10 protein-coding genes and 2 pseudogenes are annotated in these 14,422 nt (G+C 57.5%); 4 read left to right on the forward strand and 8 right to left on the reverse strand.

All coding sequences use genetic code 11. From position 1 onward, the window contains the following. The first annotated feature begins 30 nt into the window (after positions 1 to 30). Genes HHL27_RS04140 through HHL27_RS04150 form a run of 3 tightly spaced genes read left to right on the forward strand, consistent with a single transcriptional unit; the run spans position 31 to position 2,760 of the window. Entirely contained in the window at positions 31 to 1,023 is a 993-nt protein-coding gene (locus tag HHL27_RS04140; protein ID WP_169492143.1) for a 3-keto-disaccharide hydrolase, read from the forward strand. Continuing rightward, entirely contained in the window at positions 1,020 to 1,859 is an 840-nt protein-coding gene (locus HHL27_RS04145; protein WP_169492144.1) for a phytanoyl-CoA dioxygenase family protein, read from the forward strand. The genes HHL27_RS04140 and HHL27_RS04145 overlap by 4 nt, the downstream gene beginning before the upstream one ends. After that, entirely contained in the window at positions 1,852 to 2,760 is a 909-nt protein-coding gene (locus HHL27_RS04150; protein ID WP_169492145.1) for an aldose 1-epimerase, read from the forward strand. Before HHL27_RS04145 ends, HHL27_RS04150 begins: the two co-directional genes overlap by 8 nt. 33 nt (positions 2,761 to 2,793) lie before the next feature. Here HHL27_RS04150 and HHL27_RS04155 read toward each other — a convergent pair whose 3' ends face one another. From HHL27_RS04155 to HHL27_RS04175, 5 genes and pseudogenes are all read right to left on the reverse strand, one after another. After that, positions 2,794 to 3,198, reverse strand: a complete 405-nt coding sequence (locus HHL27_RS04155) for a C-glycoside deglycosidase beta subunit domain-containing protein (RefSeq protein WP_169492146.1) — start codon at positions 3,196 to 3,198, stop codon at positions 2,794 to 2,796. Positions 3,199 to 3,230: 32 nt separating this feature from the next. Further along, on the reverse strand, positions 3,231 to 4,136 hold the full coding sequence (locus HHL27_RS04160) for a sugar phosphate isomerase/epimerase family protein (protein ID WP_169492147.1): 906 nt from the start codon (positions 4,134 to 4,136) through the stop codon (positions 3,231 to 3,233). 315 nt (positions 4,137 to 4,451) lie between these two features. After that, positions 4,452 to 5,600 (reverse strand): annotated as a pseudogene (locus HHL27_RS04165) (ISL3 family transposase); the annotation flags it as partial. Positions 5,601 to 5,731: 131 nt separating this feature from the next. Further along, a pseudogene (locus tag HHL27_RS04170) lies at positions 5,732 to 5,839 on the reverse strand (ATP-binding protein); the annotation flags it as partial. Positions 5,840 to 5,883: 44 nt separating this feature from the next. Next, positions 5,884 to 7,239, reverse strand: coding sequence for a methyl-accepting chemotaxis protein (locus tag HHL27_RS04175; protein ID WP_169492148.1), 1,356 nt, complete (start codon positions 7,237 to 7,239; stop codon positions 5,884 to 5,886). A gap of 342 nt (positions 7,240 to 7,581) precedes the next feature. Between HHL27_RS04175 and HHL27_RS04180 the strand changes: the two genes are divergently transcribed. After that, positions 7,582 to 8,646, forward strand: a complete 1,065-nt coding sequence (locus tag HHL27_RS04180) for a PAS domain S-box protein (protein ID WP_169492149.1) — start codon at positions 7,582 to 7,584, stop codon at positions 8,644 to 8,646. A 969-nt stretch (positions 8,647 to 9,615) separates the two neighbouring features. Here the strand turns inward: HHL27_RS04180 and HHL27_RS04185 are convergent. The 3 genes from HHL27_RS04185 to terL form a co-directional block, all read right to left on the reverse strand. Further along, positions 9,616 to 11,790 carry a calcium-binding protein gene (locus tag HHL27_RS04185; protein WP_169492150.1) on the reverse strand — a complete coding sequence of 725 codons (2,175 nt, stop codon included), beginning with the start codon at positions 11,788 to 11,790 and terminating at the stop codon, positions 9,616 to 9,618. 601 nt (positions 11,791 to 12,391) lie between these two features. Then, positions 12,392 to 13,276, reverse strand: a complete 885-nt coding sequence (locus HHL27_RS04190; RefSeq protein ID WP_206069395.1) for a hypothetical protein — start codon at positions 13,274 to 13,276, stop codon at positions 12,392 to 12,394. A gap of 266 nt (positions 13,277 to 13,542) precedes the next feature. Beyond that, the gene (terL, locus tag HHL27_RS04195; protein ID WP_240959469.1) at positions 13,543 to 14,388 is read right to left on the reverse strand and encodes a phage terminase large subunit; all 846 of its coding nucleotides are present in this window, start codon (positions 14,386 to 14,388) and stop codon (positions 13,543 to 13,545) included. Positions 14,389 to 14,422 lie beyond the last annotated feature (34 nt).

Here is a 14,422-nt window from a genome sequence, read left to right on the forward strand (position 1 = left end):
CCGCGAAACGCAGTCTCAGGAGAACCTTCGATGAAGCTCATATCTCCCACGCTTCTGGCTGTTGCCTTGCTGACCACAGCAAGCGCCGTTTCTGCCCAGCAAGGCCCGCCAGACGGCTCGACTCCGGAACAGCAGGCGGTCATTGCCAACGATCCACCGTACCGGGTGCCCCACCTCAAGCTTGCGGGATTGCCGGCAAACGGCCGCGGGACGCAGCGGCTTTTCGACGGCCGCAGCCTAGCAGGCTGGGACAGCTGGCTTGGATATGCCGATCCGCGCGATACTTACGGCAGCCCTTCGGGTGGGCCGATCGGCCTGAACCACGATACCACCGGCGTGTTCCGGGTTGTAACGGAGGATGGCCGTCCGGCAATCTTCACCAGCGGCAAGATCTGGGGCGGGCTGATCACCAAGGCCAACTATCGCAACTATCACCTCCACCTGCAGTTCAAGTGGGGTAAGAACGCCTGGTTCCCGATGCCGCGCAACAATGGCGTGCTATATCATTCGCACGGGGCATACGGCGCGTTCTTTGGCACCTGGATGTCGGCGCTGGAATTCGAGATCGTGCCAAAGTCGGTGGGAATGCTGCTGACGGTCGGCGATTCCAAAGGGACCCATTCGTTCCAGACCGTCGACTGGCGGGTCGGCGCCAATGTCAGTGTCGCGCGAGATCGTTCCATTGCGTATCCGTTCCGGCGCTACATGCCGGGCGGTCGGCTGTCGCCAATCCAGATGCCCGCATTCAATGTCGATGCAGCGGTGGACGCCGAACGCCCGCTGGGCGAATGGAACACGCTCGACATCTATACCCTGGGCGATCGGTCGATCCACGTCGTCAACGGCACTCCAGTTCTGGCCGCCAGCGGGCTGAGCACGACCGACGAAGCCGGACGCAGGCACCCGCTGACCGAAGGACGCATTCAACTGCAGTCGGAGGGCGCCGAAACCTATCTTCGCGACATCACCCTCACGCCGATCACCCGGCTCCCGCGTATCCTCTCCGTTGGAGGCAAGAAATGACTGAACCAACCTTGGGCCGGCAAGGCGACGAGTACCGCCTTTCGGCGCAACAGATCGAGCAGTTCCACCGCGATGGCTACGTCATCTTGCGCGCGGTGCTGAGCGAAGAGGAACTCGCCGCGATCGAACCCGAATTCGAACGCTTCATCCGCGGCGAGGTGCCTGGCATGGGGCGCGATTTCTGCGACATGTCCGGCCCCTATGACCGCAGGTTCGAGGATTTCAGCCTGGTCAACGCGGTGCTGCCGCGCCGGTACAAGCCGGAGCTTGAAGGCAACATCTATGAAAGGCGAGCGGCATCGATCTCGCGCCAACTGATCGGGAAGAGCGCGACGCTCGACTACGACCAGTTTCTCGCCAAGCGCCCGGCCAAGCCCGACGCGGTGTTCACCTGGCACCAGGACCTGGGCTACTGGCCGACCGGCACTCCTGAGCCGCTTACCGCCACCTGCAGCCTTGCGCTCGATGACGCCGACAGCGAGAATGGCTGCCTGCGGGTGGTGCCGGGATCGCAAAAGAAGGGCCTGCGCCCGCATCGCCCTTTGATGGGCGAGGATCGCGAGAATTCGCACATCCTCAGTGTAGAGTTGACCGCGAACGATCCAGTGGTCGAACTGCCGCTGAAGCGCGGCGACATCACCGTGCACGACGAGATGATTATCCACGGATCGGGCGGAAACAGCTCTCCGACGCGCTGGCGCCGGACCTATATTGCAGCCTTTCGCAGCAAGGCCTGTGTTGATTTCGAACGCTCGATCGGTTTTACCCACTCGCACAATGATGCCATCAGCTGGGAAACTCATCTCGGCGCTTTGACTGCCAGGGACGATGTCTGACGCCGACAGGATCGAGCTTTGTTGCAGTGACTACGGCTTGATTGCCGAACCGTCTCGCGGAGGTTCGATCCTGGCCTTCACATGGGGCGGTCAGCATCTGCTGCGCGAAGCTAAGGGGTTGGGCATTCTCGATGCTGGCTGCTTTGCGCTGGTGCCTTATTCGAACCGGATTGGCGGCGGACAGTTCATCTGGAATGGGCGCCACGTCACGATTGCGCCGAACTTTCCAGCGGTCGATCCGCACAACCCAATCCACGGTAGGGGCTGGCTTTCAGATTGGACAATAGCCGGGCGAACCCCGTCCACATTGCTGCTCGAGCACACTTACCCTGGCGGCGATTGGCCCTGGCGCTATCGCGCTGCCTTGTCCTACGCGCTGGATGATGATGGATTGACGGCTCGGCTTGCGCTGACCAACCTTGCCAGCGACCCAATGCCCGCGGGCCTCGGTTTCCACCCCTACTTCCCGCGCAGCGACGCAACCCGGTATCTGGGACTTCATCGCGGTGAATGGCAAACCGACAGTGGTGGGCTGCCGACCAAGCTGAAGGTGAAAGACGGCGCGGCCGACTGGTGGTGCGGTGAGCCGGTGGGCTCACGCCCTGTCGATACGGTCTATAGCGGCCGGGAAGGCGTCCTGCAGGTGATCTGGCCTGACCGAAATCTCGCGCTCGTCATCGCGAGTACGCCGAACCTGTCCTGCACCGCGGTCTATGTGCCGCCGGATGCGGACTGGTTCTGTGTCGAGCCGGTGAGCCATATGACCAATGCCCTGAACCACCCGGCATCGGTAGACGCGATGGCGAACTTGCAACCCGGCGAGACGCTTGAGGCCACTATGCGATTACAGGCCCGTCCGCTTCGCGCGGACCATCCGGTTGGCGCGCGGCCGGATGGATAGCCTCGGGGCCCCGCGCGGCACACCCTTCTGCGATCAGGCAAGGCAGATCGTGGCGAACCGTTCTTCGCGCATCGGGAAGATGTGCATGTCGGGCGGGAAATAGGAGTAGCGAATTCGGGCTAGGACCTCGATCTTGTGCACGCCGGGGGCAAGTCCGCCCGGCTTACGCACCAGGATTTCGCCCCATTCGAGCAGCCCCCAGCGCGCGGTAGTCTCCTCGCGCATCTCGGCGATGGTGTAGACCTCGTCGCGGATGCCGAAGCTGTTGACTTCGTGATCGAAGTATTCGCCGTCCACCGTCACGTCGAACCCGTCGAGCTGGGACAGGCGGGTGCCATGATAGTTGGGAATCCTGATCCGCACGGCAAATCCTTCGCGCGCACCAACGGGGCCGAAATTGCGAAAGCCGGTGCTCTGGATGAGCTGATGTTCGAGCATGATATTCTCCGATGTCCTGCTGGTACGGCCTCTCAGGCGAACATGCCCTGATCGTATTCGCGTTCGAGCTTGCGCAGCAGCACCTGCTGTCGCCGCACCTGATCGATCGCCCGCCAAGGTGCGCGCAGGCCCTCGTATTCGCTGGACAGGTAGCCCGAATAGCCGGCGCGCTTGAGTGCCGAAATGACCGGCTTCCACGGAATGTTCTGGTCTTCGAGATGCTCGTCGATGTCGTGGAACTTAGCCTGCACGAATACGACGTACTGGGCGATATCGAGAAGCTCTTCCGGGTTGACCCTGATCCCGTTGAGAAAGTCCATGTGAGCGCGCATCTCGTCGGTGATCTGGTGCGACCCCCAATGGATGAGGGGGCGATCCTGGAAGATGCCGGTATCGATCATCAGCCCGAAATTCTTTGTGCCCGTTCGCTCGATGAACTGGATATAGCCATCGACCACCTGGTGCCGGATCGGTGTCGGCGCGTGGATTTCCGGACAGATCACGATGCCAAGCTTGTGCGCCAGATCGAGATTGCGCTCGACATAGCCTTCCCAGTTCGCCTCCGGGATCAGGTCGTGCGACATCACGCCGAACTTGGGCCGCAAGAACTTGAAGCCGAGCTGGTGCGCCAGACGCAAGTCCTGCTCCAGTTCGGCCGCGCCCTCCTCGATGGTGAGGTTGCGAGACAGCGTCAGGCGCATGTCGACCCACGAACACATGTTGGTCGGCTCGAGCTTGTACCGGTCAAGCAAGCCGAACCATCTGTCGAGCCACGCAGAGGAGGGATTGGGATAACCCTCGACTTGCCCTTCGCCGAGGATCTCGATCCCGGTCGCCCCGGTATCGGCGATGTGGTCGAACGCATCGTCCAGCGTCATGATCGAGCCGTAGTCGTTGACATAGCTGTAGGTCGAAACGCCGTATTTAAATGAACCCATCACTAGGAAGCTCCCTGCGCTCGATCACCTGCCTCTGGCCCGAATCAAAGCGCGCACAGCATCTAATCGTTGATTAGATGGGGCGCAAGTCGAACCATTCAATCGCGCAGGGCAAGCGATTTGCGTGGACATGACAAGCGCGATTGAGCGCGAGCGTGTTGATTTCCACTGAGGATTGCCTCTGACTCACTTTTGCTGGTGGGTGTCATCAGTTGGCACCGATTAGTCGGGCTTGCAGCAGATCGAGCTTGGCGCGGCCGTACATTTGCCGTTTGATGAGCTTCAGTCTCGTGATCGGGCGAGCCCGCTTTGGTTAGCCTTCTCGGCCAGGCGCCGCCGCTGGGCCCTTTGCGATACGACACCGCTTTGTCCCGTGAAGCCTTCGCTGCGCATTCCCCGCCAGAGTGCCAGTGCATTGCGGGCACCAGCATCCCATCTGTCGTTCAACCAAGGCAACCATTGTTCGAGAAAGCTCGGCCGGGTGCGGAACACGTCGAGGCGCTGGCCGCGCAGCACATCTCGAACCAGCTTTCGGCTATGCCCGGTTTGCCGGACGATCTGTCGGATGGACGTCCCGGCCTTCGCCAGGCGCTGAATGGCTTCGTTGGTTTCCTGCCGGCGCAGATAGCCTTCATATTGCAGTTTCTCGACGCAAGTCAGAAGCTTGGGATCGATGACATTGCATCCGAGGGCATGCCGGATCTGGCGCATGGATTTGCCGACCGCATCGAGGAATGCTCTGCTCGAATTCTCCATCAGGTGCCACCTGTCCGCGACCTGCTCGGCATTTGGCAGACCTCTGGCAATAGCCTCGCCGTACCCACCGCCGCGGTCGCGTGCGACGACCGCAATCGATGGGTGTGCTGCTAGAAAGGTGCGTGAGGTCTCAAGGGCGCGATCCTGTAGCAGGGTGACCGGCTTGCGCCGTTCCAGATCGCAGACAATCGGTCCGTAAGTCTGGCCTCGTCGGAAGGCGAAGTCGTCAATTCCGATCACAGTGAGCTCGCCGGATTGCTGGGAGACACGCCTGCGTACGACCCGCAACAACGTATCCTTGCTCACAGGCATCATCAGCCGCCTGGGAAAGGCGGCTCCAGGCCTTCCACCCAGCGCCAGCCCAAGTTGATGAACGATTGTCTCAAGTCGCGCAGTTCGCCGAGCGTAACGCGCCAACACATCTCGATCGAACGGTTCGCAGAAGACGCGTCGCGAGCACACGACGCTGTCGCACCAGAACCTGCGCGCCTCGATCACAAGCGAAACGCGCCTGCCGCCAATGGGAAGGTCCCAGGGACGACGCAAATACCGGCTTTGTACGCGCCGACAGGGGCCTGCACAGTCCGGGCAAAACGTCATCGCGCATCGCGCGCGCAGCAATATCTGGAGATGCTCTCCAACGGTATGAACCGATACGACCGCAAAATCTTCCGGTGCAAGGTCCGCGCGTTGAAATCGACCATGCATGGCTGATCCCTTCGATTGCGGGACCAAACTCTACCATACCACCAGCAAAAGTGAGTCAGAGCCGAGAATTGACCCGGGTGGGCATGTGCCCCCCGGTGCAGGGGTAAGGGTCAAGCGGGTAATTTGGCTTTTCATGATTTAGGGGTTGCGGCGCTGTCGGCCGTGAAGCGGAAGCTGTCGTTTCCGGTCTCCAGGATGTGGCAGTGATGGTTGAGCCGATTGAAAAGCGCGGAGGCCATGACCACTAAAAGCTGGACCAATCGTCAGCAATCGCGAGCGCAGCCTAACCCGCGCCGGCCTTCACCGACCGCAAAGCAGCGCGCTTGGCGTGCGCGCTACTATCGCCAAGCGAAACGACGTTCGACGGCGATATTCTGAATTCGCTGACCAGCCGCGACAAGTTCGCGGATTGCTCGGCAAGCTGGCGTGACGCTGCGCTGTTTTCCTCGACCATCGCGGCGTTATGTTGCGTCATCACGTCCATCTGGTGGATTGCGTCCATGACACTCGCAAGCGCTTCTGACTGGGTGGTCGAGGTCGAAGCGATGACGTTGATGGAGTCGACAGTGCTGTCAATCCGGGCGGCAATGGCCGTCAGTGCCCGGCCCGTGGCATCGACCAGTCCTACACCTTCCTGAACTTGCGCAGTGCTGGCCTGGATAATCCGTCGTATCTGCGTGGCTGCCTCCCCTGACCGCTGCGCCAGCGCGCGAACTTCGGTTGCTACGACGGCGAAGCCTTTGCCGCTCTCTCCAGCGCGTGCGGCTTCTACGCCCGCGTTGAGCGCAAGAAGGTTGGTCTGGAACGCGATGCCATCGATCACTGCGACGATCTGGGAAATCTCCTCGGATGATCCCTGGATCTTCGCCATTGCATCGATTGCCTGGCTCACGACATCGTTCCCGCCGCTGGCTTGATTCTGCACATCCCGGACGGCGTGCGACGCCGCCACCGCAGCTTCGGCATTCGAGGCGATAGCGCTCGAAACGGAGGATAGACTTGACGCACTATGTGCGAGCGATGCGGCCTGTTCTTCGGTCCGGGCCGCGAGATCGTTTGACGCAGTCTGGACTTCTCGGGAGCCACCAAGGATGTCCGCAGCTGCTCCCGCGACGCTGGACATCGTGCGGTCCAAGGCGATTGCTGCCGAGTTGAAGTTGTCTCGGATGTCAGCGTATTCAGCGGGGAGCCCCTCGCGCATGCGGGCATCCAGTTCGTTTGCTGCCAGTCGCCGAAGGCTTGCGGAGGTGGCGCGGACCACTTCTGCCTGTGCGATGGAAGACCGGTGCAGTTCAAGAGCCTGATCACGGAACACTGCCAGCGCTTTTGTAAGCCTTCCGACGCAATCCTCGTATTCGGTGTAGGCAATGGGCGATGTAAGGTCGCCCGCGACAAGCGCCTCGATCCGCTCGACCGTTGCAACATACGGGTCGCTAATAAGCTTGCCAGCGTATGAGATGATGATGGGTCCCGCTATTGCGCAACCCAAGACCACCAGCGTCGCCAGATGGCTGGTCACGATGTCCTCGACAGACATCACCGTCAGGATTGCTGTGACCAGGCCCAGCGCGAGCTGTGCGACGCTTAACACGCGAAACTTAAGCCGAATGGGGGCGACCTTCTTGAACCAAAGCAGCATGGCGAACTCCGCGGGTCGCTGACTCCGTGTCACGCGCGACCAACACGGATTGCTCGTTTAAAATCGGTCGCTTGCAGAAATTGTAATCGATTGCGGCGCTGTCCACGGAGGAACAAGTTAGTGTGTGGTTAAACAAACACTGCCCTTTGGTGCATAGCCGTTTTCGGCATTATAACTTTCGTTCGATTTTATACTGCTTTGCGATTCTAGCTTTCGATTTGGCCTACGAAGAAAACGGACCAAGAAGCCTCGCTCGCTTAGGCAGAGACAATCTGCCTATTACCGTGATAACGTTGACGTACGTCTGCAGCATGCAGAGATGCGAGACTACGGGGGGGGCAGATGTGCGAGCTGGATAGCGAGCAACACCGTCAACGTAAAGATGCGCGCCTGCATACTGACGAACGCGTTTGGTCAGAGCATGGTGATGTCGAAAATATGCATTCAGATTTTCATCGCTTGGCCTTCGAAAAGGCCAACGTTGGCATGGCGCAAGTCTCGATCGACGGGCGGTTCCTGCAAGTAAACCCTTTCCTCGAAGGTCTGCTGGGTCGAAGCCAGCAAGAGCTGCTCGCACTTTCGTTCCAAGACATCACCCACCCAGACGACCTGGATGCTGATCTTGGCTACGTCCAGGATCTCCTGAATGGCGCCTTGGATGTCTACACCATGGAGAAGCGATACATCCGAGCCGACGGAACTACTGTCTGGACCGAACTTAGTGTGTCTCTGTTGCGGGATGCATCGGGCGCCCCGTTGAACTTTATCTCTGTCATCTCGGATATTCACAAACGCAAAGAAGCCCAAGAGCAGGTGCAGTTGCTCCTGGATGAAAGCGGTCACCGCGTCAGAAACCTGATCGCAGTCGTCGGCGCTATCGTCAGCGGCAGCGCAAAGGTAGCTTCAAGCGCTGCCGAGCTAGAACGCAGCATATCGCAACGACTGGCGGGCATCGCTGCTTCGCATGATCTGTTGTTGGGGAAGGCTACTGCAGGAGGCCCGCTCGACAAGTTGATCGAGCGCCAGCTCGAGATCTTCGCCCATGGAAGTGCTGACCGAGTGCTCATCGAAGGCGAACATCTGGAATTGCTACCGAGCGCCGTCCACGCCTTCGGCATGACGCTGCACGAGTTGGCCACGAACGCAGTGAAGTATGGAGCACTGGGGGACCAGGGAGGTATCGTGCGTATTCGCTGGCGCATCGATCGAGACGCAAGCGTCCTCCATTTTTCCTGGCGCGAGGAGGGCGGCCCGCCAGTCGTTCAGACCGGCCGGAGAGGGTTTGGCACCAAGTCGCTCGGCCGCATGCTTGGGAGTGCGCTGGGAGGGCGGGTCAGATTCGATTTGCTCGCCGATGGCGCTTTGCTGGAGGCGGAATTACCCCTCTACCGTGTAGCGTCGCCATGACTTTGGCTCTGGCGGGGCGTCCGCTTGGATAGCGATCCAACACAAGAGCTCCAAACTTTTGGCATGCATCCCGTTACCCGCGACTGCACCGATCACCCCGACAGTCGACATCGTGCCCTGCTCGTGAGTGCAACTTGCTGCCGCCAAAGCAGCACACGTATCGAGGAGAGCGCACACACCGCCAATGCTTTCCTCGACCAACGCTGCGGAATACGTGCGACTACCAAGATGGAAATTCCCGGCGACTTCGGCTGGAGGAGTCGCCGGGAACCCGCTTACACGGCACCTCCACAGTGCCTCGACAAGTGTATCTAAAGTCGGCCAAAAAGTAACCCCCGCGCGATTGAGCGCGAGGGCCAAGTTGGGATCGTTGCACACAGAGTATGCGGTCTCCCAACCTCTCGTAACCAAACCGGTTCCACTGATGAACGAAAAATGCCCCGCCGACAGCAAGTGAGTTGGGGGTGTCGGCGGGGCAGGGCATCGCTAGCGGGGAAGCTCGCAGATGGTCTCGTCGGGAGACTCACCGAGAGTAACTGAAAACAATGAGGTCGCAAGGGTGGAAGCCGCACAAACAGTGAAGACGAGCCTTTGCAGCTTCCATTCAATCCAATATCTCAGAAATATCAAAGCGGTTTTCGCTGGCAATCCCCCCGCTATTCAAACTGGTCGAAAACCGCTCTAAAACTGCGCGTAGATCCACCGACGAAATATATAATCGGAACGCATGGGTGAGGGCTCCGCGCAAACGGTAGGCAAATCGATAGAAGCAAATTGCGAAGGGAGAGACGGCCTGCCTGATTGAAGACATTCGCAAAATCTCGTTGCGGCCAAATCACAACACGTTCAATATTGTCAATCAGTACGCCGAGCCGGCGCTCGTTTCATTTACAAATGCAGGTCCACTATACAATCTGCGGCTGCATAAGATAAAGCTCTCTACCCTAGAATTTGAGGGCCACTCAATTCTCAGATAACAATAATGTCTGAGGAGGTAACAATAGGATGGAAAGTAAGGGTGGCGATTTGGACTTGATCTGACTCTCCGTTGCCATCAGGATCGTAGTAAAGTGCGCCATTGCTACTGTTGTAAATAATGTGTTGGTTCGCTGTAGTCGCAAATTTGCCGGTGCCAAACTCAGCTGCAGAAAGTGACCTTCCGCTAACCTGCCCGGCAAGTGCCGCGAACGCGGAGCTGTCGAAGAGCAACTTATCTTTGCCGGACGAGAAGTCGGCGACGGTATCGCTTTCGGCAGATGTCTCGACGGTATCGAAGTAGAAGAAGTCTTGGCCAAGCCCACCCGTAAGCTTATCTGCGCCAGCTCCACCTCTAAGCGTATCATTTCCAGAGCCGCCAATTAGCTGATCGCTGCCATCACCACCGGCCAAAAGATCGTCACCCCCAAGCCCGGACAGGGTGTCGTTCCCGAAAGCGCCGTAAAGACGATCGCTATTAGCGGTGCCTTCTACCGTCGTGTCGTTGTGGACAATATCTGTAAGCGTAAGTCGACCGCCTAGGGTCTGCACTCTTATGCGCAAGTCATCAGTTCCGTTACGGTTCAGGTCGATCGTGATCAAGTCATAATCGCTCTGATGCGTAAGCGACATCGGGACGTTTGAGCCAAAAGCGGTGAGGTCGATCTTGTCTTTGCCGATGGTAAAGTCGGCGATGGTATCGCGCGTAGGTGCGTCCGGGTAAGGGAACTCACCGGCACGCGCATAGTCGGCTGCAGAAAAAACGAACCGGTCGGCGCCCAGGCCGCCCAAAATATAGTCGTCGCCCATCCCTCCCGTAATTATATCGTCGCCAGCGCCGCCATTTATATGATCGTTGCCTTCCTCACCCAGCAATTGGTCATTGCCTGAGCCACCGACAATGCGGTCTGCTGCCGCCCCGCCGTATATGAAATCATCTCCTGCGCCGCCCAATAGAGTGTCCGCGCCGTCTCCTCCATCAAGCTCATCGTTTCCGCTACCGCCATTAAGGGTGTCAGCACCGCTATTGCCAACCAGCAGATCGTCACCGCTCGCACCTGACAATACGTCGTTACCCTGTCCGCCATACAGCCAATCCGTCCCAATTGCGCCCGTCAGCGTGTCGTTGCCACCTTCTCCGAGAAACAATCCACTGCCGCTCGCCTGGTCGTCCGCTTCGCTCCCGTCGAAAGCGATGTTGATAAAGAGGTTGCGGGAAGCCCCCTTGAGGGTCGTATCGCTCAAGCCATCACCATCGACATCGACATTCGTGATGTTAGCTACCGGATCGAGGAGGACCTCTCCTGGATGTCCGGTAAACGCTTTGACAAACGTGTAGGATGAGGGGATGGCGATGCGGTCTTCGCCGAGGGTGAAATCCTTGAGGATAGGGTTGTAGTTATAGGACGCGTCGCCAACTTCATTATAGAATGCGGCCGGATCAAAGACAAAAAAGACGTCGTGCCCTTGTCCACCCGATGCGGTTGATGAGGTGTGAAGTAGGTCGTTGCCGGCGCCGCCAGCAACGTCAATGCCATAAACGACGTCAGAGCCGGCACCACCACTAGCTGCTCCTCCGACCCCGTACTCGAAGTCGTAGTAGCCCCGAGCATCGACAGTGTCGTCACCAGCTCCGCCATCGACTATGTAACCCGACACTTGGTCTGAACCATCATCCCCCAGTCCGACCGCTGGCTGCGCTCCATAGCGATCGTAAGCAAACAGGTTGGCCACGACGACGTCATCGCCACTACCTCCGGAGACCTGATTTCCTTGTAAAGTGTCGTCCCCAGCACCGCCGTTAACGTGGAAGCCCGTGATCCGATCGTTTCCGGCCCCACCTTCGGCGAAGGTGCCGTACCCGGCGGTGATCGTATCGTCTCCTGCGCCGCCATAGGCTTGCCCTCCAATAGGATCTTCATCTTGGAATGCACCATCAAGATAAATCCGATCGTTGCCGGCGTCACCGTAAATGGTTGAAAAATTGTCCAACCCACCGACCACTAAAAGGTCGTTTCCAGCTCCTCCATGAATCGTCACACCGGTGGCAAGCGGGTCACTGTCGCGATCAAATTGTATTTCGACCTGATCATCGCCCCCCAGCGCCCAGATAACCTTTTCATCAGACCCGCCGTAGAAAACATCATCACCACTGGTAAACCGTGCCATGCTTCTTCTCCTGGAATAATAGTGCTACAACAATAGCAATATTAATAAAGTTATACTGCTTGATGCTACAGAAGTCCGGCAAAGGAGACGGTAATTAGACTGGTCGAATTGAAAATGGCGTGCGATAAAAATTTGAAGGGCTATCGGCATACGCTTCGAGCTTTGAATGGATGCGTGCGACACCCCTCGCTGGGTCGACACCGACGTAGGAGAAATCTGAGCATGTCATTCCCAAAGGGCTAAGACAGATTTCGCGATAACGACGGGTGGCCCGTCGGGTTGTACGCGCACAAGCAGGCTAAGAGCATTTTCAGGGATCTCCCGCTTTGCACTTTAAAGGCGGAAAACAGCCTCATTTCGACTGAGATACAATCAAAGACGGCGGTAGTTCCGCTAGATGTTGCCAAATATATGAAGGGTGGCCAATTTTCACCAAGGCCCTCGGGCAGGCCGTGGGTCAATCATGTCTTGGATTGGCTGTATGTTAAGTGCTGAAAAGCTGATTGTAAATCACTCTATTGGTAGCGGGGTTAAGTAGGCGTGAAAATGTCTTCATCATATAACTTTAATTTATGCCAAATAATATATTGTCATTTTAACTTTATTTTTGATCGAGTCCCTCTATCGTGTCTACTTCATCTTGCGATTCTATTTTAATATCAACAAATCTGGCAAGCTGATATGGAGTTAACCAGAGAGCATTCTCAAAAGGTACAGAATTGGCGAGATCGTAAAACCTGACCGCAACTGCTTCAGTCATGCCTGCTGTATTATGATAAAATTGAACGTAGCGCCTGTTAATCGGATCGTCTGCGGGAAAATTGGACGGGCGTTGGCCGTCTTCATCGATCCATGCGTGGATAGCGAATTTCGCGTCGGGTGCAGTTGTGCGGTGAAGGCCTGCAAGAAAGAGGTCTACCGCCCCCGACCTGACAGATCCACCTCGGGGAACATCGGTAGATATTCCGCGATCATGTATCATGTGAGCCAATTGGAGATTGGCATTGTCATCCAATGTTCCTGGGCAATCCGACAGCTCGAGCGTGGTTATCCCAGGGAATCGCTTGAGCATATCAGCAAACTCCCGAGGACTATCGGTGTCAGTTTCGCGAGTCAGAATGGCCTGAGTTTCGCCCAAGACGACAAACGGACCGAATTTGACCGGCTCTTTCGAACCCGAGACTGATCCTTTACCGTCAGTTTGCGCGGGTGACCCTGTGATCCGATTTTGATAGCTGACGTTCGCCGGAATGGAGTGGCCGATGGTTTTGGTGCGCGAGCCAGAGGGAATTTCATTGATGGTGCCTGAGTGCTCTATGCGAGCGAGCGTTAAGGGGGTTGCGTAGGCAGCAAACGGCGCTGCGCAAATCGAGCACAACAGAAACTGCGCAGCTATGCGCCTAAATGCCCATATCATGAAGGCCCCCACAGAACATTCTAAAGTTGACCTTGAGCGGGCGTCGGGCCGTTCCAGATCAAGCTTCAAGCGGCAAGAAAAGCATTAATTGCAAAAAGATCCAACACCTTGCCCGATAATTTCATCTGTTCCAAAATGGGACACATCTGCTGGTATTGAAGGATAAAACTTAATTTGGAAGGAAAAGCGTAAGGCTCAATCGATAAAAATGTATTTTTTAAAACATGCGATGTACTAGCAAATGAATTTTACTTCCGAAATCTAGTCGTTAAGTAATTCGCGTCTTTTCGTGCGGTGAAATTTGTGTTAATAGTGAAGGTGGCAGAGATAGGTTGCTACCACTGCTCTGCGCGGCGCCTTTCAACTTCCTCCATGGTTGCGAGCCAATGAGCTGCCCCTGAATATTCCGTAAGCCACTGAAGCCCGTATGCTAGCGCGTCGAGCTGGTCGTCGTGCTTTCCATGAGGGAACATGGCAGCCTCGTGTAGAAAATCAGCAGTCCAATGGGCATGCTGGGGTAGCCAAACGCGGCCAGCCTCGATCAGTGCCGTGCGTGCCAGGATCCGTTCGTATTTCGAGCCTTTGGGCTTGACGGGGTGAATCCGCTGGTATCCTTCGCGGCGTAATTCTTCGATGAGCGCCTCGCTGGCGGCGCACTTTTCAATGACGACTTGGTCAACGCTGTGGAGCTCGGCGAGTTCACGTGCCTTGCGCTTAAGTTCGGGATAGAGCAGCCGGCCGCGATACAGGTCCACAACATAGAACTGGCGATCGCGCGCTTCTCCCAAGGTCACGCACACCGAATAGTCAGAACGAGCGCCATCCGTTGCTGCTGTGTCCCAACACTGGATCTTGCGGATAAATGGGGGAGGGCTCTGTAAGCTGTAAGTGCCGAACCACTCGGGCCGAATTTCTCCGCCGCCGGCGGGTGCGGGTCGTTGTTGGTATTGCGCAGCGTAGTCATAACTCGTCATGCTGGCGCGCTGTTCGGCAAGCGTTGCCAGAGACTCGCGTGCCGGATGGAGAGCTTCGCCGGTTTGGCGCCGCCACGTGCATGGCCCCAATCCAATATCGTAGACCCACTCCTCGTCCTCCTCAGCGATAGCGGGCAGAGACAGTATCTCCCAGTTACCGCGTTCCAGCAGGTGGCCAACCAGGTCGTTCTCATGGAGGCGCTGCATGATCACGACGATTGCATCGGTTTCCTTGTTGTTG

The sequence above is a fragment of the Novosphingobium olei genome, from assembly GCF_012927405.1.
GTDB classification, from domain to species: Bacteria; Pseudomonadota; Alphaproteobacteria; order Sphingomonadales; family Sphingomonadaceae; genus Novosphingobium; species Novosphingobium olei.